Source organism: Ruegeria sp. BC5 (genome assembly GCF_056539205.1).
The window spans coordinates 137,074-155,205 of sequence record NZ_JBQFUN010000001.1; the positions used below are offsets into that span (position 1 = coordinate 137,074).

Sequence of the window (18,132 nt, forward strand, 5' to 3'; positions counted from 1 at the left end):
AAGCGTTCAGTTATTGGTCGAGAACGTGCTCTGCGGTTTCCACTTCATCGTGCCGTCGTCCTCACGGTGACAACGCAGCAGGCGTTCCTGGATCGTGCTGACCGTCTGGGTAACGGTGTTGTCGCCGACCAGCAGAACAAAGGCGTCCTGCGAATAGGCCATGCCGTTGTAGTAGCAGAACTTGGTCTCGGCCCCGTCCGGAATGGGGGATGCGGTGGTCAATGTCTGCTGCGCGGACGCTTGACTGGCCAGCAGCGCAACGGCCAGCCCAAGGGTTAGTGTTTTCATGTCGTCCTCCCGTTCGAAAATCTATTGTTGGTTTCATTGCGTCTTGGACGCTCGGAACCTCAATTGTCGTTCTTGAATGACGGTTTGAGAGTAAGTGTGAACGAGATCAACAGGTTAGGCAAGGGGGGTGTTTGGGAGCTGTTTGAGGAGGATCTCACGCCATCCACCCAATGCTTGATGCGACGCATCAAGCACGCGCCCGACTCGCCCCCATAGGCGGGGCACGAGGCTCGTCAGGTTACTATCAGATTTACGACCGTCCGGTTTTTTTTTGATTTCTCTTAAACAGGCCCGCTGGAGGTCAGGGAAACCCTACTTGGCGAAGCCTGTTAGCTAAGCTCAACTTCTTAGAGAACAAATGCGCACCCAAAGTTTTTGCGTGAAATGAAAGATAGTTCAATTACCAAATTTTTGATTCTTGCAGTTGCAATTTTTGCCGCTTCTATGCCTTTGGCGGCGGAAGGGCCTGAGGCTGATGTATGGACGGACTGCAGACCTACGGATACGTGTGAGATCGAATATGATCATCTTTCCAACCAATCCGCCGAGCCATTTTTATTTTTGGGTTACGTTATGGATAGTGAACAGGCGCGATGGAAACAGTTCCGAAAAGCTATTCGTAACTATCCAGATGTACAAAGCTGTTTGATCAAAGAGGAACAGAAGAAAGAAAGCCCAAACTTGCTGAAGCTGGATTGGAAAAGAGTAGGTTACGGGAGTGGCGTAGAGGTTTGCATTTTCCGTATTTCGCGAAGTCTGGGTACTCTAGATAGAATTCAAAGCTGGATGAGTTATCACGACTTCCGAGTGGTGGGATACAGCAGATACAGAAGTGAGAACTTTGTTCCTACTAGAATAAACCAACCTGTCGGGAATGTCGCAGGCTATTGGACCGTAGAACAGTATAGGGAAAGAAATCCTACGCTATTTTGGCGTTTATTTGAGTTTGACCTGATATATAGCTACGAAATTGTTTTGGGCATATCAGATGAGTTCAAAGTAGTGGGAACTCATGTCATCACGCCAACAAAATAGACTCACGCAATAGGCCTAAGCCAAATTGTCGTCCAAAACGTGGAGTGTTGGAGGCTCTTTAGGTCAAACATCCAGCTCCTCCACAAACCGCGCGTTCTCCTGAATGTACTGGACCGCATTTCGGGCTTTTCGCTCATCAGGCGCTTGCTCTTCAGTGTGGTCAATTTTGATCTCACCTATTCGATTTATTGAACTCATACAACGCGTTATGCAGCGACGCAAATGCACTATTGGGCTCAACAGGTGAGGCGTTGAACAACACGACAACAGTCTCTCCGTCCGAAAATCGAAAGACGGTTGTGAAGATGCCTCGGACCCCGCCCCAATGGGTCAGGTGCTGGCCGTTCTCTTCCGGCCAGACATGCCAGCCCGACGCGTAGAAATCACTTTTGTCGTCCTGTGATGCCGTCGCCTCGAAAAACGGTTGGGGCGCTGAGGCCATGGTCCAGACCGCCTCGGCCGTGCCGATTGCCCCACCAGCGATACCCAAGCCTGAAAGCCAGCCTTGATCGTCCTTAGAACTCAGCACACGGGTCCAACCGTCGCTGCGAAGTTCCCAATTGGCCCCGGCGGGCCCCTCCAGATGGATATCGGCAACCTGCTGCAGGGCGTCTTCAGCTTCCGCCCCCAGCAGATCGGTCAGAAGGCAGAAGCCAACATTCGAGTACGCCGTCTTGCTGCCCGGCGTGTGATCCAACGGCATGGTTTGCCACACGGTCCGGGCCACTTTGGCGCAACTGGCCGACCAGTCAAGGCCAAGCCGATCGGGCGCGAAGATCGGATCAAAACTGATAGTTCTATCGAACCCACCCGTATGCGCCAAAAGCTGCCGCGCCGATACTTGTGCGGCCCGCGGGTCATGCGGCGGGGGCAGGTCGGCAAGCTCGGCTATGGGACGATCCAGGTCGATTTGGTCACGTTCCTCGGCTTTGATCAGTGCTCTGGCTGCGATGGGTTTTGTGACCGAGGCCAGGCGAAATGGCTGGTCGGTCGACATGGGCGTGTTCTCAATCGGGTCTGACACGCCAAACGCCACGACTTTGGGCTCTGCATCCGAGGGGCCGTAGGCCAGCACAGCCCCCGGAATATTATGTGTCTGAAGAAAGGACTCGACGATGTCTTCAACAGTGGCCGGTTCGCGGTAGCGACCCGCGAACATCACAATCACACCAGCGAGAACAAGAATACCAGTTGACCAGCACAGTCTTGCCTTACGTGATTTGAACATTTGGCCTCTGCACTGATTGATGTCTTTCGCGTTCGATCGTCTTAGACGTCCAACTCCTCCACAAACCGCGCGTTTTCCTGAATGTACTGGAACCGCAGTTCGGGTTTTTTGCCCATCAGGCGCTCGACCAGATCGCCGGTCTCGCCGGGTTCGTCCTCGTCGATGGTGACGCGGATTAGCTTGCGCGAGGCCGGGTCCATCGTAGTTTCTTTCAGGTCCTTGGCGTCCATTTCGCCCAGACCCTTGAAGCGTGACACGTCGATCTTGCCCTTGCCGCCCAGACCTTTCTCAAGCCATTCGTCGCGCTCGGCCTCGTCCAGACAATAGACGCGTTTTGCGCCTTGGGTCAGGCGGTAGAGGGGCGGGCAGGCCAGATACAGGTGTCCCGCGTCGATCATCGGACGCATCTGGGTGAAGAAGAACGTCATCAGCAGCGAGGCGATATGCGCCCCGTCCACATCTGCGTCGGTCATTATGATGACCTTGTCATAGCGCAGGTCGTCGACGTTGAATTTGGTGCCAAGCCCCACTCCCAAAGCCTGCGTCAAATCGTTGATCTCGGCATTGGTGCCCAGTTTCGAACTGGCCGCGCCCAACACGTTCAGGATTTTGCCGCGCAGGGGCAGCAGGGCCTGTGTTTTGCGGTCCCGGCCCATTTTGGCGGACCCGCCCGCCGAGTCCCCCTCGACGATGAATAATTCCGTGCCGTCACGTGTTGAACTAGAGCAGTCCACCAGCTTGCCGGGAAGACGAAGTTTCTTAGTGGCGGATTTGCGTTGTGTTTCCTTCTCGGCCCGTCGGCGCAGGCGTTCCTCAGCCCGCAGGATGAGGAAGTCCAAGATAGCGCCGGCGGATTTCGTGTCCGCGGCCAGCCAGTTATCGAAATGGTCGCGGACCGAATTCTCGACCAGCCGCTGCGCCTCGACCGTAGCCAGACGGTCCTTGGTCTGGCCGACGAATTCCGGTTCACTGATGAAACACGACACCAGCGCACAGCCGCCGGTAATCAGGTCGTCGCGGGTGATCTGACCGGCTTTCTTGTTGTTGATCAACTCGCCATAGGCTTTGATCCCCTTGAGGACCGCGGCCCAGAACCCCGCCACATGGGTGCCGCCTTCGGGCGTAGGGACGGTGTTACAGTAGGACTGGATGAACCCGTCGCGTGAAGGCGTCCAGTTGATCGCCCATTCGACCTTGCCGGGAGTGCCGAATTTCTCGTTAAAGTCCACGGTACCGGCAAAGGGTTGCTCAGCATAGGTGGACGAGCCATTCATCGTCTCTTTCAGGTAATCGGACAGGCCACCGGGGAAGTGGAAGGTCGCTTCGGTCGGGGTCTCGCCATCGTCGATGGCGGACTTCCAACGGATTTCGACGCCCGAGAACAGATAGGCCTTGGAGCGGATGGATTTGAACAGCCGCGCCGGTTTGAATTTGTGATGGCCAAAGATCTCGGCATCGGCGTGGAAAGTGACTGTGGTGCCGCGTCGGTTCGGGGCCGCGCCGACCCTTTCCACCGGGCCTAAAGGAATGCCGCGTGAGAACCGTTGTTCGAACAGCGTTTTATCTCGCGCCACCTGCACGACCATCGAATCCGACAATGCGTTTACCACAGATGCGCCCACGCCATGCAGACCGCCCGAGGTCTGGTACGCCTTGCCCGAGAATTTGCCGCCCGCGTGCAGGGTGCAGAGGATCACCTCCAACGCTGATTTGTCGGGAAATTTCGGATGCGGGTCGATCGGAATGCCACGCCCGTTGTCGCGTACGGTCAGGGCGTAGTCGGCGTGCAGTTCAACTTCGATCCGGTTGGCATGGCCCGCGACGGCTTCGTCCATCGAGTTGTCGAGGATTTCGGCCACCATATGGTGCAAAGCGCGCTCATCAGTGCCGCCGATATACATACCGGGGCGTTTTCGGACCGGCTCAAGACCTTCCAGTACCTCAATCGAAGAGGCGTCGTAAGTGGTGGTTGCGCTTGGCGTCAACAGATCGTCGGGCATCGGGGCTGCTCTTGTTTTTAGGTTGAGACCCATTATGGCAGGTGATGTGGTCCGGGGGAAGAGGGGCGCGAGGTGTTGTGGGCGATTGGCTGTGATCTTGATGAGTGACACCCCTGCACGAAGCCGAAGTTATTAAGGTTTTTCCGCTGTCAATCGTACCCCGCCGATCCTTCTTTGTTTCACGTCGCTGACAAATTGCGCGTACATTTTTAGGAAAGTATCCCCCTTGGACGGGTTGCCAGCGCGTTCGGCCTCGGCATCCAAGGTTTGATACATGCTAAGCCGACGCGCCAGAATTTCGCCCCAGGACGCCGTTACATCGTTGGCTGAGGCAACCGAAAATCCAGTTTTTTTCAACACAGTTTCGTACTCGGGAATGCTCAGCAGGGACTGGCAGGCAAAACGTTGGTGGTACAATTCCATCTCATCATCGGGCAGGGGCTCATGCATCACCCAATCGGTAAAGGCGAACCGTCCGCCAGTGCGCAGAACGCGGAACACTTCGGATAGGGCTTTGAGCTTGTCGGGGATATGCAAGAAGGATTCCTGACTGACCGCCGCATCGAAATGCGCATCGTCAAAGGGTATATCCATCGCACTGCCCAGAATTGGATGCACCTGATCCTGTAGTCCGACAAGCGCGTTCAGTTCCTTGGCACCGTCGACGCGGTTGGGGCTGATATCGAGGCCAGTGACGTCAACGTCATGCTCAGAGGCGTACCATCGCGCAGGTCCACAAAGCCCGGCACAAACGTCCAGAACGCGATCACCAGATTTCATCCGGACCTTGTCGGCCAGTCGGGCGTTGGCATTCAGGCCGTCATAGTGATCCTGATCATAAGGGTAGAGCTCTTGCGGGGTCACATCCTCAAGCGATCCGCGAAGGCTTGTCAGCTTGGTCAGGATATGCGGCGCGGAAATTGGGTGGTTGGCATAGAACTCAGTGACAGTTTTCTCCGCCATTTCCATGAGATACTCCCTTACTTGCGTTTCGTCAGCTTAGCCTGACATGGTGGGGCGATCCAGTTTTGTCTCAGAAGGATACGAGTGCGAAACTGGGAGGCGAAGACGCGGCACGACAACAGGGCGAGGACCATATGAGCTGGATTAAGACTGTTCCATTTGACGAAGCCACCGGCAAGCTGAGAAAGCTTTACGAGCGGGTCACCGGGCCTGACAAAAACGTGGACAACATAATGATGGTGCATTCTTTACGGCCGCATTCGATGGAAGGTCACATGGCGCTGTACAAGAACGTCCTGCATCACTCGGCCAATAAAGTCCCGAAGTGGTTTCTTGAGGTGCTGGGGGTTTGGGTCAGTTCCCTGAACCAGTGCAGCTATTGCATCGAGCATCACTTTAGCGGGTTGCAGCGGTTGTTGGCAGACGCGGAACGGGGCGATGCCATCCGCTCCGCGATTGAGGCCGGAACGCCGGATTCCGCACCGCTGGACAACGCCCAGATCGCTGCTATGTGCTATGCGCGCAAGCTAACCGAAGCACCTGCGCAGATGGTTCAGGCTGATGTTCGCGCCCTGCGGGACGCCGGGTGGGACGATGGCGAGATCCTCGAGATCAATCAGGTCTGCGCGTATTTCTCATACGCGAACAGAACGGTTCTTGGGCTTGGATGTTCTACCACAGGCGACGTTCTGGGTCTTTCACCCAACAACTCGGATGATCCGGCGGATTGGGGGCATAGCTAGAAATCTGCCGCAGCGTGTTGAACTTCATTAGTGGAAAATTTCCTACGCTACGGCTCAAAAATTTGACCCGTGTCAAAGCGAAAATCTGCGCCTTTTGCTAGACGTTCCTGCGGATAGTGAAAAAGGAAAAATTGAATGGAAGCAGCGGCACAAATTGAACAAAAACAATCCTCTGTCAAAATTGTCCCAACACCCAATCCTGAGCCATCGCAACCCAGCCCCGAGCGAATTCGGCAGGCGTTCGAAAGCGGCAAGTATCCCTACGATCGCAAGATGGCGCGGGGCAAGTACGAGGCGCAAAAGGCGCAATTGCAGGCCGAATTGCTTAAGGTGCAGCTTTGGGCGCAAGAGACGGGGCAACGCTTTGTTCTGCTGTTCGAAGGGCGTGATGCAGCAGGCAAAGGCGGTACGATCAAGCGGTTTATGGAACACCTGAACCCAAGGCAAGCCCGCGTCGTGGCCTTGAACAAGCCGACCTGGGAAGAGAAAGGCCAGTGGTATTATCAGCGCTATGTTCAGAAACTACCTACGGTCGGTGAAATGGTGTTCTACGACCGCTCTTGGTACAACCGTGCGGGCGTTGAGAGGGTCATGGGCTTTTGTTCTCCCAACGAGTACCTTGAGTTCATGCGACAGACGCCCGAGTTGGAGCGGATGTTGGTCCGCTCGGGTATTCAGCTCTATAAATATTGGTTCTCGGTCACGCAGCCGGAACAACAGCGCCGCTTCAAAAGCCGGGAAACCGACCCGTTGAAGCAATGGAAGCTGTCGCCCATCGACAAGGCGAGCCTGGATAAATGGGACGACTATACCGAAGCGAAAGAGGCGATGTTTTTCTATACTGACACCGCCGACGCGCCTTGGACCATCGTCAAGTCGAACGACAAGAAACGTGCGCGTCTGAACTGTATGCGCCACTTTTTGTCGACGCTGGATTACCCGGACAAGGACCACAATATCGTGGGGCAGCCCGATCCCATGATCGTAGGGCAGGCGCATCACGTCATTCATCAGTCCGAGCATATTCTGGGCACTTCCCTGCATCCTGACGCGCGATGAACCAAGCGGCCAATTGCCGGCAGAACTAGTCTCACCTTGAAATTTCACTGATCACCTCTTGTCCCGGCCTCTGGCCGGGCATAAGGCTGGTGAAATGAATAAGGTAATGACATATCGCGCCCACTTCCGGGCCATTGCAGTTCTGGGCCTGCCGCTGGTCGGCGGGCATCTGGCGCAGTTTGCCATTGGTTTGACCGACACGATCATGCTGGGCTGGTACGGGGTCGAGGCATTGGCCGCAGTGACGCTGGCCAGTAGCTTTTATTTTGTGCTGTTCCTGTTTGGCGGCGGTTTCGGACTGGCGGTGATGCCCATGGTGGCGACTGCGGTCGCCGAAGAGGATGAGACCAGCATTCGCCGCTCGACCCGCATGGGGGTGTGGCTGTCCTTGTTATACGCGGTGCTGGTTATGCCTTTGCTGTGGTGGTCCCACCCGATTTTGATTGCTGCAGGGCAGGACCCGCAAGTGGCCGAGACCGCGTCGCAATATCTACGTGTCGCAGGATGGGGCCTGTTCCCGGCGCTGGTGGTTATGGTGCTGAAATCTTATCTGGCCGCTTTGGAGCGCACTCAGATCGTTTTGTGGATCACTGTGACGGCCGCTGTCGTCAACGCACTGACCAACTATGCGCTGATCTTCGGCAATTGGGGTGCGCCTGAACTGGGCGTGATGGGGGCGGCAATTGCCTCGGTGGTGACGCAGATGGTGTCGCTGGTTGCGGTCGTGGTCTACGCCGTGCGCGTATTGCCCGAACATAACCTGTTCCAACGGTTCTGGCGCCCGGATTGGGAGATGCTGTACAGCGTGCTGCGTCTTGGCATTCCCATTGGATTTACATTGCTTGCCGAGGTGTCGCTGTTCGCCATGTCCGCCTTCATGATGGGTTGGATCGGGCCGGTGCCGCTGGCGGCGCATGGGATTGCGCTGAATCTGGCCTCGGCCACGTTCATGGTGCATCTGGGGCTGTCTAACGCGGCCACGATCCGTGCGGGGAACGCCCTTGGGCGCAAGGATCGACCACATCTGGAAAAAGGTGCGAAGGCGGTGACCGTGATGTCTCTGCTGGTGTCTGTTCTGACGATTATCTTGTTTGTGACCTGCGCCGAGCCGCTGATTTCTGTATTTGTCGAACCCGACGATCCGCAGCGCCCGCAAATCCTGGCCATCGGAACGGGCCTGCTGGCCATGGCCGCTTTGTTCCAGTTGGTCGACGGGGCACAGGTGATTGCACTGGGCCTGTTGCGCGGATTGCAAGATGCCAAGGTGCCGATGGTTATGGCCGGGCTCAGCTATTGGGTGGTTGGGATACCGGCGTCCTATTACTTTGGCTTTGTGCAGGGGATGGACGGGATCGGCATCTGGATGGGTCTTGTACTTGGGCTTGCCTGCGCGGCCGTCTTGCTGATGGCCCGTTTCTGGATGCGCTCGGTTCAGACCGTAGGGGTGCCTGCGGAATAGCCGCGGCTTCAGCCTTTGCTTAGGCGATCTGCCTTTTTGCGCACCAGAACGCTACGCAGGTCGTGCATCGCCAGCAACAACCGGTCGGTGACATCCTCAAGCTGTTCGTCCGACGCCTTGGATTGTGCCCATTGCGTGGTCAGATTCAGATAGTCGACCGCGCGGTGTATGTCGTCGATATCCCGTTGCGCCAGCAGGGCTTTGCGCGCGTCCATCCATCGTGCGATTTCCGCCTGATCCGCCGCTGTCAGGGTGCGCTGGCCCTGTGGCTTGACCTCGCCATTGCGGATGTTGATGACCGCGATCTGATCCATCTCGATCCGCCGTTGACGGTTTTCGGTATCGATCCGAAAAACCGCCGCGCCATTCTCGCGGACACGAAAGTAGTATTCAGGCAGTTCTGCGGTCATCAGGGGCCTCCGGATCAGGTCAGGGACGCGCAAAAGCGCTGGATACGGGTGCAGGCCTCGGTCAGGGCTTCGTCCGAGGTCGCATAGCTGACCCGGAAATTCGGTGACAGGCCAAAGGCCGCGCCAAATACAACGGCCACGTCGGCCTCTTCCAGCAGGGCGGTGGCGAAGGCCTCATCCGAGTCAATTCTGGTGCCGGCCGGAGTGGACTTGCCGATCAGGCCCGCGATCGACGGGTAGACATAGAACGCGCCTTCGGGCGTGGGGCAGGTGATACCGTCGATCTGGTTCAGCATTTCGACCACCAAGTTTCGGCGGCGTTTGAACGTCTCGTTGTTCGGGGCCAAAAACGCTTGCGTTCCATTCAGCGCCTCGACCGCCGCCCATTGGCTGACCGAGCAGGGGTTCGAGGTCGACTGTGATTGAATCTTGCGCATGGCCGCGATGATTTCGACCGGACCCGCCGCATAGCCAATGCGCCAGCCCGTCATGGCATAGGCTTTCGATACGCCGTTGCAGGTCAAGGTACGGTCATAGAGGCCCGGTTCGATCTCGGCCGGAGTGCAGAATTCGAACCCGTCATAGGCCAGATGCTCGTACATGTCGTCGGACATGATCCACACATGCGGGTGGCGCATCAGTACATCTGTCAGGGCTTTTAATTCCGAACGGCTATAGCCCGCTCCCGTAGGGTTCGACGGAGAGTTGAAGATGAACCACTTGGTCTTGGGCGTGATCGCCGCCTCAAGCTGTTCGGCGGTCAGTTTGAAGCTGTTTTCCAGCGTCGTCTCGACCACGACTGGCGTACCTCCGGCCAGCAGAACCATGTCCGGGTAGCTGACCCAGTATGGCGCGGGGATAACAACCTCGTCTCCGTCGTTCATTGTCGCCATCAACGCGTTATACAACGTCTGCTTGCCGCCAGTCCCGACCGAGATCTGTGCGGGCGTGTAATCCAGCCCATGATCACGCTTCATCTTGGCGCAGGCGGCTTGTTTCAATTCGGGAATTCCGTCAGGGGCGGTATACTTTGTCTTGCCCGCGGCAATGGCTGCAACAGCCGCGTCCTTGATGTTCTGGGGGGTGTCGAAGTCAGGTTCACCCGCGCTCAGGCCAATCACATCACGCCCCGCCGCCTTCAACTCGGCTGCTTTGGCGGTCATCGCGATGGTTGGTGATGGTTTTACGCGTGACAGTGTCGCAGACAGGAAAGTCATGATGGCCTCAGTTTGTATGTTCAACCTGTCTGTCATAGGGTGCGCCCGAATGACGATCAAGCGATATGAGGCCGAGACATGGAGACCCTGATGACCGACGAAAATGACTGGTATAGCCCAGAGGCAGCGACATTCGGGGACCGGCTGGCAGGCGCGCGCGAGGCCGCTGGTATGACCCAGACCCAACTGGCGCGTCGGCTGGGTGTCAAAAAAGCGACTATTGTGGCCTGGGAAAACGATCTGTCCGAACCGCGTGCCAACCGTTTGTCGATGATGGCGGGTATGATCAACGTTTCGATCATGTGGTTGCTGACCGGCGAAGGCGAAGGTATGGACGCCCCCGTCGAAGACGGCGAGGTCAATATCGAGCTGGCGGATGCGGTGGCCGAGCTACGCGCAATCCGGGGCGAGATGCGCGCCAGTGCCGAACGGGCCGCGCGGCTTGAGAAGAAGCTGCGCTTAATGTCGGAGCAGGGAAAGTGACCGAAACACGGGAAGTCAGGATCAAACGCATGAAAATGCGGTCCATGCGACGCGGGATCAAAGAGATGGATTTGATCCTTTCGGCCTATGCCGAACGTAATCTCGACGCGATGGATACAGCGGGTCTGGATCAGTTCGACGCGCTGCTACACGAAAATGATCAGGATCTGTATCAGTGGGTCACTGGGCAGGCCCAGCCGCCCGAGGGGTTTGTCCATCTGGTTTCGCATATCGCGCAGACCTTTCAAAAATAAAGACAATCCAGCTTAACCGATTCTTGGGGATTTCGATTCATGCTGCCTGAAACAGCGCGACTGAATCGGAGGATCGGATGAGTATGGAAATGCAGGTCTCCGCGCCGGAAACCAAGGGTTTCATGACCAGCTATCTTGAAGCGCTCGCTTTGGTCGAGCGGCTGCACCGTCTACTACTGGACGTTATCAAGGATGAGTTCGAGCGCGTGGGCGTGTTGGAAATCAACGCCGTTCAGGCCCTGCTTCTGTTCAATATCGGCGATCATGAGGTGACGGCGGGTGAGTTGAAAAGCCGTGGCTATTATCAGGGCAGCAACGTCAGTTACAACCTCAAGAAGTTGGTCGAAATGGGCTATATGCACCACCAAAGGTGTGAGATCGACAGACGCTCGGTCCGGGTTCGGTTAACGCCACGAGGACGCGAGATTCGGGATATCGTGACCGAGCTGTTCTCGCGCCATGCCGAGGGGCTGCAAACCCGTGGTGTGCTTGGACTGGAGGGGATAGACGACATCACAACCTCTCTACGCCGGGTGGAACGGTATTGGACGGACCAGATCCGGTATATCTACTGATCAGGGGCGCGCATCGGACAGGATCAGCCCTTCAAGCTCTCGGATCAGCTTTCGGGTCATGGCGTCCTCATAAGCGTCAAACCCCAGGGCAACCTCGACAAAGGCATCTGGCCCCAGGATGACCCAGGCGGTGTAATAGGCAGACAGCTCTCCAACCTGCACATAGCGTTTGTCGCCGTGGCTGGGATCATCCGCGCCGATGACCAGGCCGTTGATGGTGATGCCCGAAGCTTCAAGCGTGCTTTTGGCTTCGCGCGGGTGAGTGCCCAGATTGTGTTTGCCGTCGCCGGACAGATCGAGTGTTCGTTTCCAGCAACTCGTTTGGTCGGACAGCAAGTCAGCCCCAAACAGCATCGCTGAGCCAACAGCCGTACCTTGCGGGGCGGCACTGCGCTTGGTCCGGTTCAGTAATAAGGCGATCCGGTCAAGATCGTTGCCCGAACGTATGGCGATCCAGTCTTGCAACAGACGCTGATGGCCCGGCTCGCTCCACTCGAAAATCGCCAACCGCACAGGGGCAGCAGGGTTTGACAGCAATAGCTGCACCACTTCAGGACGCTGCAAAGCAGCTGCCACACCGTCAAGTTGCAGCCGGTATTCGTGACTGTCCACCGAACCAGAAACATCCAGCCCCAGCGCCAGAGCTTGTCGACACTCTGCCGTGGCCGAACCAGCGATCAAACTAATGACAAATGCCAATAGCCGCGTCATCTGGGCGCGAAGTCCTGCAGCACGCCGATTTGCAAGCTTGTCAGTTCACGTTCCAGCTTCCGCCGCATGGCGCGTTCGAAATCCTCGAACCCCTGTGCGACTTCTAGAAATGCGCCAGGTCCGTACAGAACATTGTTTTCGAAGTAGGGAATCAGATGAACTTCGCCCTCGAAATCGGCAGCATTGATAACCAGCCCGTTGACCACAATGCCCTCGAACGGAAAGTGGCGATAAGCGGATGCAGGTTGGAAACCGTCATTATTTGCGCCGTCCCCAGACAGGTCGATGGTCTGGAACAAACATGGTGGTGCTTGCTGCATCAGGGTCGCACCAAAAGCCAAAGCTTGCCCCATGGCAGTGGCCGAGTCACCGTCAGATCGGACTGAACGCTGTATGGTCTCTGCCGCTGTAAGCAAATCAGCTTGCGTGTTGATCATCGTCCAGTTCAGGATCATGCGCTGGGTCGAGCGGCTGCCCCACTCATACACAGCCAATGCCACGGGCAAAGGAGAGGAAAAGAACGCCTCGGTCACCTCAGGGGCGATCAGGGCAGCGGCCAGGCCCTGCCGCTGCAGGGTATCCTCGGTTGCATCCACCGAGCTTGAGATATCCATAGCCAACGCCAGGGCCAGGCGACAGGTTTCGGCCCGAAGCGGGCTGGCCAGTCCGGCCAGTCCCAGTGCTGTCAGCCAGCGGATCACCAGTGTCCGGTGCTTTCCATGCTGACCCAGGGTTCGGCGGCTTCCAGCGCGTCACCGTTCTGTAGCAACTCGACCGAGATATTGTCGGGCGACCTTACAAACGCCATACGGCCGTCGCGGGGCGGGCGGTTGATCACCACACCATTGTCCTGCAAGTGCTGGCAGACCTCGTAAATATTGTCGACGCCATAGGCCAAATGCCCGAAATGCCGACTGTCGCTGGGCAGCGCATCGTCACCATCCCAATTGTGGGTCAGCTCAATTGGGCGATCCTCTTGCCCCGGGGGCGCCATGAAGATCAGCGAAAACCGCCCCGCCTCGCTGTCATAGCGGCGGGTTTCCTTCAGGCCCAGCAACTCAAAAAACGCCATCGACTTTTCCAGATCCTTCACGCGGATCATGGTGTGAAGATATCTCAGCCCCATTGTGGCTTCCTTTCCGTTCAGGTGATGGGCTGCAGCTTAGCGCGCGGAAAATGCGTGTCGAGGGGCAGGGCGGACACAATTTTGAAAATGCGCCGCTGGGTGTACATGTCGCGGTTCCGGTCGGGGAATTGCCGATATATAGTGGTGGGCGACTCATTGCTGGAAAGGAACTTTTATGCCGCTGTCCTCTGACCAACTGGCCGAGATCGAAGCGCAACGGGCGCAATCGCATCCAACACGCCGCGTTGTGGCTGCGGGTATGGAAGATCACCTTTATACCGCTCATCAGGTGCTGGACCACGGCTTTGTGCGCGTGATCGACTATATGGGTGACGATGCGGCGATCTGTCAGGCGGCGCGGGTGTCGTATGGCAAAGGCACAAAATCGGTGCAGAACGATGAGGGTCTGATCCGCTATCTGATGCGTCACTGGCACTCGACCCCGTTCGAGATGTGCGAGATCAAGCTGCACGTCAAGCTACCTGTCTTTGTCGCCCGGCAGTGGATTCGTCACCGCACGGCAAATGTGAACGAGTATTCCGCGCGCTATTCGATTCTGGACCGCGAGTTCTATATCCCCGCACCCGATCACGTTGCCGCGCAGTCCGAGGTAAACAACCAAGGCCGGGGTGATGCGCTGCAAGGGGAAGAGGCCGCGCGAGTTCTGGATATCCTCAAGGCCGATAGCGCCCGGTGCTATGACAACTATGAATCGATGATCAACCAAGACGGCCAACAGGGTCTGGCGCGTGAACTGGCGCGGATGAACCTGCCCGCGAATATCTATACGCAGTGGTATTGGAAGGTTGATCTGCACAACCTGTTCCACTTCTTGCGCCTGCGTGCCGACCCGCATGCGCAGTACGAGATCCGGGTCTATGCGGATACCATGTGCAAGATCGTCGCCGACTGGGTGCCCTTCGCCTACAAAGCGTTCGAGGATTATCGGCTGGGTGCGGTGAACCTTTCGGCTCAGATGGTCGACAGCCTGCGCCGAATGCTGGTCGGGGAAAATGTCACGCAGGAAAACTCGGGCATGACCGCTCGGGAATGGCGCGAGTTCGAAGCGGTCATTCGCAAAAGCTGATCTCGCGCATTGCGCATTATAGTGATGGAAAAAGCTAATCCTCTCGCGCCTAAGCCGACCCGGCGCGAGGGTAAGGTTTCTAACCTTTGAATATTGGTCAACGGCCGGAAATTGGCCGTTGGCCTGTTTTGATCACCCGCAGCATGCGGGACTGTTTTACAGTGGCTTTAAATCAGATGCCATTTGTCGGCCGTCGCGTCCGTCTTCCAACTCATACGAGACTTTCTGATTGTCAGCGAGCCCGGTCAGACCGGACCGTTCAACGGCCGAGATATGAACAAATACGTCCTTGCCGCCCTCATCAGGGGCAATAAACCCGTAGCCTTTCGTGGTATTAAACCATTTCACGGTGCCAGTTGGCATTTCCCGTGTCTCCTTCTACTTACGCGTTGTCCCACATAATTGGTGGGGGCAGTGATTGACGTCGCCGCAATTGATCACCGTATCGCCGTAACGATACAGCGCGAATTGCGAGTTTCGTCTTTTTCAACATTGCATGGTGAAGTAAAAAATCAAGAATTTCTGAAACGTGCAGGCAAATTTGCTGAAAATTGAACCAGATACAGGAGACACCCGAAATGCGCCTTTATGGTCTGAAAAACTGTGACACGTGCCGCAAGGCTTTGAAATCACTTCCAGATACTGAGTTTGTCGACGTTCGGACCGATGGCGTACCCAAAGCGATGCTGACGCAGGCGCTGGATCGCTTCGGCGAGGCTTTGCTCAATACCCGTTCGACAACCTGGCGTGGATTAGACGATGCACAACGCGCGCGGCCTCCGCTGCAACTGCTGGCAGATCACCCGACCCTGATGAAGCGCCCCCTGATCGAGCAAGACGGAACCCTGTATCTGGGATGGACGGCGGAAACGAAGGCAGGGCTTGGCGTTGCGTGACCTGATGACTATCTGAATTGACGCAAGTTAGAGGATTTTGAATGCGTAACGCTGCTATGATTTTGGGTGTCATCGCCGGTTTGATCGGGATGATCGTGGGCTTTTTCGGCTATGGCTATGTCGAACTGATTGATCGGTTTGGTGAGATCGACGGGCTGGCCGAGCAGGTGGACAACGCGCAACTCATACAGTTCGCGTCGATCATTGCGCCGCTATTGGCGATTGCTGGCGGTGCAATGGCCCATGCACGGGCCCTGATCGGAGGGGTCTTGTTGCTGATCTCAGCGGCCGGGATGTATTACGCCTTTGGTTTTAACGTGTTCACTATGTTCCCGGTGGCATTTGCGGGTGTTGCGGGCCTCCTTGGACTGGCCGCGGGTAAACCGGACGAGCCCAAGGCGCATTTCTAGATCACTTGATGTGCAGGATGCGATCAACGGACAGCGGCCCTGCGCCGTTGATCACGATCACTGCCAGCAGGAAGGACCAGAGTGTCCGATCATCCAGCAGGCTTACGGCGTTGGTGAAGTAGCTGCCCAATTCCGTGCCGTGGCCCGTGACATCTACGATCGTCTGAACCCAGACAAATGCCAGCATACCCAATGCTGCGAACCGCGACAGAAGGCCGATCACGATCAGCGTAGGTAGAAGAAACTCAGCCCAGGTCCCCGCAACAGCAATGGCCCAATGCATGATCCCCAATTGCGAGCTGTCATAGCTGACGGCTTCCATGGCTTTGGGGAAAATCTGCACATAGGCACCGTCGGACGGGAACAGGAACCCAAAGAATCCGCTACCCAGTTTGGTGGTCGCCGAATTCCAATAATACACCAGCAATGTTGCCGCAAAGACCAGCCTGGCCAAGGTCGGTGTCAACCAGCCAGAGGTCATCTCTAACCGTCCCAGGGTGTTGTTGTGCAATGAGATCAGGGCAGTCATGTTGCCAGCCTTTCGATAGTCACAGAGGTTATTGCGCCGCCTTGTAAAAGCAGCGCCAGAGTGGCCCCAAGGTCAAATTCGGGGAAATGGTTTACAGTATCTTCAAACGCGCCACCAATGGTTTGCCCGGCCTGAAGGCCCGCAATCCAGTGCGCGCCGCCTTCGGGCAGCAGATGTGGAACCGGGTCATACTCGGCCCGGGTGATCAGAACGTCTTGGGCGGTGGGATCGGGTTTGGGGGCGTCGACTTCGGTGTTGAAACGCCAGATCGAATAAATCGGCCAGTCCGAGTGCAGAACCCGCATCGACGGGGCAAATCCCAGCTGTGCCCGCATGATGTCTTCGGGCGGAACAGCCAGTGCGTCCGCCGGGGCTGGTTCGCTGTCAGCGGCGTGGTAGGAACGGCGCAAGGCAAGCTCCAATTGCGCCACGTCAGGCAGGTATCCAATATGCGAGAGCTGCTCCATTCCGGCAAGAAATTCGGGGAATTCTTCACCGTAAAACATCATCAACGGCGATGAGGGGGGATGTTTGCGCAGGAAAATACCCGACAGCCCATCCATGTTCTGAGCCCCCAGCAATTTGGTGATGACCGGAAATGCCTGATGCATCGCTTCGGTCAGCGACACCGCCACGTTGTTGCGATACACACTGAACCGCCGCCCGGCAGGTTGTGCGACCGCGTCCAGCAGTCCTTTGGGGATGGCGGCTGACGGGTTCATCAGCGCGGCGTGAAAACTCTCTTGCGAAACGCTCATGCCGGGACGCGGTCCAAGGCCGCCTGCGCACGGTCTGCTTCGGCCCGCAGCACGGGCCATTCTGGAACGTCCGTGTCCCATTCGACCAACACGGGTTTGGGACCAGATCGCTCTAGAACGTAGTCCAGCAGCGCCCAAACCGGATCAACGACTTCGCGCCCATGGCTGTCAATCAGCAGGGGGCGACCATGGTCGTCCTCATCCTCATCATGCCCGCCTAGATGGATTTCCCCCACCTTCTCAAGAGGGTAGGCATCGATATAGCCCTGCGGAGAGAATTCCAGATTGGTGGCTGAGACAAAGACGTTGTTCACATCCAGCAGCAGGCCGCACCCAGTGCGACGTGCAACTTCGCGCAGAAAATCGGGCTCGGACCAGGTGCTTTCTTCGAACGCCAGATAGCTGGACGGATTCTCCAACAACATTTGGCGACCGACGGTTTCCTGTACCTGATCGATATGCTCGCAAATGCGTGCAAGCGAGGCATTAGTATAGGGCAGGGGTAGTAGGTCGTTCAGAAAATGGCTGTCATGGGTCGACCATGCCAGATGTTCCGAGAAACTGGCCGGTTTCAGCCAGCCAACCAGGTGTTTCAATCGTGCCAGATGGTCGGCATCCAGCGGGCCTTCGCTGCCGATGGACAGGCCAACCCCATGGACCGAGATCGGAAACTTTTCCGAGAGATGGCGCAATTGCGCCAGGGGACGACCACCGTCACCCATGTAGTTCTCGGCGTGAATTTCCAGCCAGGCAACTGGCTGTGCGTGTTCAAGGATCTGTGCGAAATGCTGCGGCTTGTACCCGACGCCGGGTGCCAAAGGCAGGCGGTTCGAACGGAGTGTGTCATCCAACATTTGGCAGCTCCTTGTTCTAGAAGTAAGGGGCGGGCGAAGTCGCCCGC

The 18,132-nt window shown here is 56.9% G+C and carries 24 protein-coding genes; 11 read left to right on the top strand and 13 right to left on the bottom strand.

Going from position 1 to position 18,132, the window contains the following annotated elements:
- Nucleotides 1-6: 6 nt before the first annotated feature.
- The gene (locus ACR0LY_RS00705; RefSeq protein WP_170349183.1) at nt 7-288 is read right to left on the bottom strand and encodes a hypothetical protein; all 282 of its coding nucleotides are present in this window, start codon (nt 286-288) and stop codon (nt 7-9) included.
- Between the two features lie 384 nt (nt 289-672).
- Between ACR0LY_RS00705 and ACR0LY_RS00710 the strand changes: the two genes are divergently transcribed.
- Nucleotides 673-1,323, top strand: coding sequence for a hypothetical protein (locus ACR0LY_RS00710; protein ID WP_170349182.1), 651 nt, complete (start codon nt 673-675; stop codon nt 1,321-1,323).
- 172 nt (nt 1,324-1,495) lie between these two features.
- On the opposite strand, the gene ACR0LY_RS00715 is transcribed toward ACR0LY_RS00710, so the two are convergent.
- The 3 genes from ACR0LY_RS00715 to ACR0LY_RS00725 form a co-directional block, all read right to left on the bottom strand.
- Entirely contained in the window at nt 1,496-2,551 is a 1,056-nt protein-coding gene (locus tag ACR0LY_RS00715; protein ID WP_170349181.1) for a serine hydrolase domain-containing protein, read from the bottom strand.
- A 41-nt stretch (nt 2,552-2,592) separates the two neighbouring features.
- The gene (gene parE, locus ACR0LY_RS00720) at nt 2,593-4,551 is read right to left on the bottom strand and encodes a DNA topoisomerase IV subunit B (RefSeq protein WP_170349180.1); all 1,959 of its coding nucleotides are present in this window, start codon (nt 4,549-4,551) and stop codon (nt 2,593-2,595) included.
- 132 nt (nt 4,552-4,683) lie between these two features.
- A complete protein-coding gene (locus ACR0LY_RS00725; RefSeq protein ID WP_170349179.1) occupies nt 4,684-5,514 on the bottom strand; it encodes a class I SAM-dependent methyltransferase in 831 nt (276 codons plus the stop codon).
- A 134-nt stretch (nt 5,515-5,648) separates the two neighbouring features.
- On the opposite strand from ACR0LY_RS00725, the gene ACR0LY_RS00730 reads away from it, so the two are divergent.
- The 3 genes from ACR0LY_RS00730 (at nt 5,649) to ACR0LY_RS00740 (ending at nt 8,775) form a co-directional block, all read left to right on the top strand.
- Nucleotides 5,649-6,257, top strand: a complete 609-nt coding sequence (locus ACR0LY_RS00730; RefSeq protein ID WP_170349178.1) for a peroxidase-related enzyme — start codon at nt 5,649-5,651, stop codon at nt 6,255-6,257.
- A 135-nt stretch (nt 6,258-6,392) separates the two neighbouring features.
- Nucleotides 6,393-7,316 carry a polyphosphate kinase 2 gene (ppk2, locus tag ACR0LY_RS00735; protein WP_170349177.1) on the top strand — a complete coding sequence of 308 codons (924 nt, stop codon included), beginning with the start codon at nt 6,393-6,395 and terminating at the stop codon, nt 7,314-7,316.
- Nucleotides 7,317-7,422: 106 nt separating this feature from the next.
- On the top strand, nt 7,423-8,775 hold the full coding sequence (locus ACR0LY_RS00740) for an MATE family efflux transporter (RefSeq protein ID WP_254440178.1): 1,353 nt from the start codon (nt 7,423-7,425) through the stop codon (nt 8,773-8,775).
- 8 nt (nt 8,776-8,783) lie between these two features.
- On the opposite strand, the gene ACR0LY_RS00745 is transcribed toward ACR0LY_RS00740, so the two are convergent.
- Both ACR0LY_RS00745 and ACR0LY_RS00750 read right to left on the bottom strand, forming a co-directional pair.
- Nucleotides 8,784-9,185, bottom strand: coding sequence for a hypothetical protein (locus tag ACR0LY_RS00745; RefSeq protein WP_170349175.1), 402 nt, complete (start codon nt 9,183-9,185; stop codon nt 8,784-8,786).
- Between the two features lie 14 nt (nt 9,186-9,199).
- Entirely contained in the window at nt 9,200-10,402 is a 1,203-nt protein-coding gene (locus ACR0LY_RS00750; protein ID WP_170349174.1) for a pyridoxal phosphate-dependent aminotransferase, read from the bottom strand.
- A gap of 90 nt (nt 10,403-10,492) precedes the next feature.
- On the opposite strand from ACR0LY_RS00750, the gene ACR0LY_RS00755 reads away from it, so the two are divergent.
- The 3 genes from ACR0LY_RS00755 (at nt 10,493) to ACR0LY_RS00765 (ending at nt 11,714) form a co-directional block, all read left to right on the top strand.
- A complete protein-coding gene (locus tag ACR0LY_RS00755) occupies nt 10,493-10,885 on the top strand; it encodes a helix-turn-helix domain-containing protein (RefSeq protein WP_170349173.1) in 393 nt (130 codons plus the stop codon).
- The gene (locus tag ACR0LY_RS00760; protein ID WP_170349172.1) at nt 10,882-11,139 is read left to right on the top strand and encodes a succinate dehydrogenase assembly factor 2; all 258 of its coding nucleotides are present in this window, start codon (nt 10,882-10,884) and stop codon (nt 11,137-11,139) included. The genes ACR0LY_RS00755 and ACR0LY_RS00760 overlap by 4 nt, the downstream gene beginning before the upstream one ends.
- A 77-nt stretch (nt 11,140-11,216) precedes the next feature.
- Complete coding sequence (locus ACR0LY_RS00765; protein WP_413247476.1) at nt 11,217-11,714, top strand: MarR family winged helix-turn-helix transcriptional regulator; 498 nt, start codon at nt 11,217-11,219, stop codon at nt 11,712-11,714.
- On the opposite strand, the gene ACR0LY_RS00770 is transcribed toward ACR0LY_RS00765, so the two are convergent.
- Genes ACR0LY_RS00770 through ACR0LY_RS00780 form a run of 3 tightly spaced genes read right to left on the bottom strand, consistent with a single transcriptional unit; the run spans nt 11,715 to nt 13,551 of the window.
- A complete protein-coding gene (locus ACR0LY_RS00770) occupies nt 11,715-12,425 on the bottom strand; it encodes a DUF1194 domain-containing protein (RefSeq protein ID WP_170349171.1) in 711 nt (236 codons plus the stop codon).
- Nucleotides 12,422-13,126, bottom strand: a complete 705-nt coding sequence (locus tag ACR0LY_RS00775) for a DUF1194 domain-containing protein (protein WP_170349170.1) — start codon at nt 13,124-13,126, stop codon at nt 12,422-12,424. Before ACR0LY_RS00775 ends, ACR0LY_RS00770 begins: the two co-directional genes overlap by 4 nt.
- A complete protein-coding gene (locus ACR0LY_RS00780; RefSeq protein ID WP_170349169.1) occupies nt 13,123-13,551 on the bottom strand; it encodes a VOC family protein in 429 nt (142 codons plus the stop codon). Before ACR0LY_RS00780 ends, ACR0LY_RS00775 begins: the two co-directional genes overlap by 4 nt.
- Nucleotides 13,552-13,726: 175 nt before the next feature.
- Between ACR0LY_RS00780 and thyX the strand changes: the two genes are divergently transcribed.
- Complete coding sequence (thyX, locus tag ACR0LY_RS00785) at nt 13,727-14,638, top strand: FAD-dependent thymidylate synthase (protein WP_170349168.1); 912 nt, start codon at nt 13,727-13,729, stop codon at nt 14,636-14,638.
- A 156-nt stretch (nt 14,639-14,794) separates the two neighbouring features.
- Here the strand turns inward: thyX and ACR0LY_RS00790 are convergent, their stop codons facing one another.
- On the bottom strand, nt 14,795-15,001 hold the full coding sequence (locus ACR0LY_RS00790) for a cold-shock protein (protein WP_010439113.1): 207 nt from the start codon (nt 14,999-15,001) through the stop codon (nt 14,795-14,797).
- A 51-nt stretch (nt 15,002-15,052) separates the two neighbouring features.
- Between ACR0LY_RS00790 and ACR0LY_RS00795 the strand changes: the two genes are divergently transcribed.
- The 3 genes from ACR0LY_RS00795 to ACR0LY_RS00805 are packed head-to-tail and all read left to right on the top strand — an operon-like array spanning nt 15,053 to nt 15,944.
- On the top strand, nt 15,053-15,193 hold the full coding sequence (locus tag ACR0LY_RS00795) for a hypothetical protein (RefSeq protein WP_170349167.1): 141 nt from the start codon (nt 15,053-15,055) through the stop codon (nt 15,191-15,193).
- Nucleotides 15,194-15,216: 23 nt separating this feature from the next.
- The gene (locus tag ACR0LY_RS00800) at nt 15,217-15,534 is read left to right on the top strand and encodes an ArsC/Spx/MgsR family protein (protein WP_170349166.1); all 318 of its coding nucleotides are present in this window, start codon (nt 15,217-15,219) and stop codon (nt 15,532-15,534) included.
- 41 nt (nt 15,535-15,575) lie between these two features.
- Nucleotides 15,576-15,944 (top strand): hypothetical protein, encoded by a 369-nt coding sequence (locus ACR0LY_RS00805; protein ID WP_170349165.1) that lies wholly within the window; start codon nt 15,576-15,578, stop codon nt 15,942-15,944.
- A 1-nt stretch (nt 15,945) separates the two neighbouring features.
- Here the strand turns inward: ACR0LY_RS00805 and ACR0LY_RS00810 are convergent, their stop codons facing one another.
- The 3 genes from ACR0LY_RS00810 to bufB are packed head-to-tail and all read right to left on the bottom strand — an operon-like array spanning nt 15,946 to nt 18,085.
- The gene (locus ACR0LY_RS00810; protein ID WP_170349164.1) at nt 15,946-16,473 is read right to left on the bottom strand and encodes a DoxX family protein; all 528 of its coding nucleotides are present in this window, start codon (nt 16,471-16,473) and stop codon (nt 15,946-15,948) included.
- Nucleotides 16,470-17,231 (bottom strand): HvfC/BufC N-terminal domain-containing protein, encoded by a 762-nt coding sequence (locus tag ACR0LY_RS00815; RefSeq protein WP_170349163.1) that lies wholly within the window; start codon nt 17,229-17,231, stop codon nt 16,470-16,472. The genes ACR0LY_RS00810 and ACR0LY_RS00815 overlap by 4 nt, the downstream gene beginning before the upstream one ends.
- Nucleotides 17,228-18,085 carry an MNIO family bufferin maturase gene (bufB, locus tag ACR0LY_RS00820; RefSeq protein WP_170349162.1) on the bottom strand — a complete coding sequence of 286 codons (858 nt, stop codon included), beginning with the start codon at nt 18,083-18,085 and terminating at the stop codon, nt 17,228-17,230. The genes ACR0LY_RS00815 and bufB overlap by 4 nt, the downstream gene beginning before the upstream one ends.
- Nucleotides 18,086-18,132: the final 47 nt, after the last annotated feature.

Bases quoted from the DNA above. Each gene is read 5' to 3' on its own strand.
- ACR0LY_RS00705 (WP_170349183.1), bottom strand. From the start codon at position 288: ATGAAAACACTAACCCTTGGGCTGGCCGTTGCGCTGCTGGCCAGTCAA.
- ACR0LY_RS00710 (WP_170349182.1), top strand. From the start codon at position 673: ATGAAAGATAGTTCAATTACCAAATTTTTGATTCTTGCAGTTGCAATT.
- ACR0LY_RS00715 (WP_170349181.1), bottom strand. From the start codon at position 2,551: ATGTTCAAATCACGTAAGGCAAGACTGTGCTGGTCAACTGGTATTCTT.
- parE (WP_170349180.1), bottom strand. From the start codon at position 4,551: ATGCCCGACGATCTGTTGACGCCAAGCGCAACCACCACTTACGACGCC.
- ACR0LY_RS00725 (WP_170349179.1), bottom strand. From the start codon at position 5,514: ATGGCGGAGAAAACTGTCACTGAGTTCTATGCCAACCACCCAATTTCC.
- ACR0LY_RS00730 (WP_170349178.1), top strand. From the start codon at position 5,649: ATGAGCTGGATTAAGACTGTTCCATTTGACGAAGCCACCGGCAAGCTG.
- ppk2 (WP_170349177.1), top strand. From the start codon at position 6,393: ATGGAAGCAGCGGCACAAATTGAACAAAAACAATCCTCTGTCAAAATT.
- ACR0LY_RS00740 (WP_254440178.1), top strand. From the start codon at position 7,423: ATGACATATCGCGCCCACTTCCGGGCCATTGCAGTTCTGGGCCTGCCG.
- ACR0LY_RS00745 (WP_170349175.1), bottom strand. From the start codon at position 9,185: ATGACCGCAGAACTGCCTGAATACTACTTTCGTGTCCGCGAGAATGGC.
- ACR0LY_RS00750 (WP_170349174.1), bottom strand. From the start codon at position 10,402: ATGACTTTCCTGTCTGCGACACTGTCACGCGTAAAACCATCACCAACC.
- ACR0LY_RS00755 (WP_170349173.1), top strand. From the start codon at position 10,493: ATGACCGACGAAAATGACTGGTATAGCCCAGAGGCAGCGACATTCGGG.
- ACR0LY_RS00765 (WP_413247476.1), top strand. From the start codon at position 11,217: ATGAGTATGGAAATGCAGGTCTCCGCGCCGGAAACCAAGGGTTTCATG.
- ACR0LY_RS00770 (WP_170349171.1), bottom strand. From the start codon at position 12,425: ATGACGCGGCTATTGGCATTTGTCATTAGTTTGATCGCTGGTTCGGCC.
- ACR0LY_RS00780 (WP_170349169.1), bottom strand. From the start codon at position 13,551: ATGGGGCTGAGATATCTTCACACCATGATCCGCGTGAAGGATCTGGAA.
- thyX (WP_170349168.1), top strand. From the start codon at position 13,727: ATGCCGCTGTCCTCTGACCAACTGGCCGAGATCGAAGCGCAACGGGCG.
- ACR0LY_RS00790 (WP_010439113.1), bottom strand. From the start codon at position 15,001: ATGCCAACTGGCACCGTGAAATGGTTTAATACCACGAAAGGCTACGGG.
- ACR0LY_RS00800 (WP_170349166.1), top strand. From the start codon at position 15,217: ATGCGCCTTTATGGTCTGAAAAACTGTGACACGTGCCGCAAGGCTTTG.
- ACR0LY_RS00805 (WP_170349165.1), top strand. From the start codon at position 15,576: ATGCGTAACGCTGCTATGATTTTGGGTGTCATCGCCGGTTTGATCGGG.
- ACR0LY_RS00810 (WP_170349164.1), bottom strand. From the start codon at position 16,473: ATGACTGCCCTGATCTCATTGCACAACAACACCCTGGGACGGTTAGAG.
- ACR0LY_RS00815 (WP_170349163.1), bottom strand. From the start codon at position 17,231: ATGAGCGTTTCGCAAGAGAGTTTTCACGCCGCGCTGATGAACCCGTCA.
- bufB (WP_170349162.1), bottom strand. From the start codon at position 18,085: ATGTTGGATGACACACTCCGTTCGAACCGCCTGCCTTTGGCACCCGGC.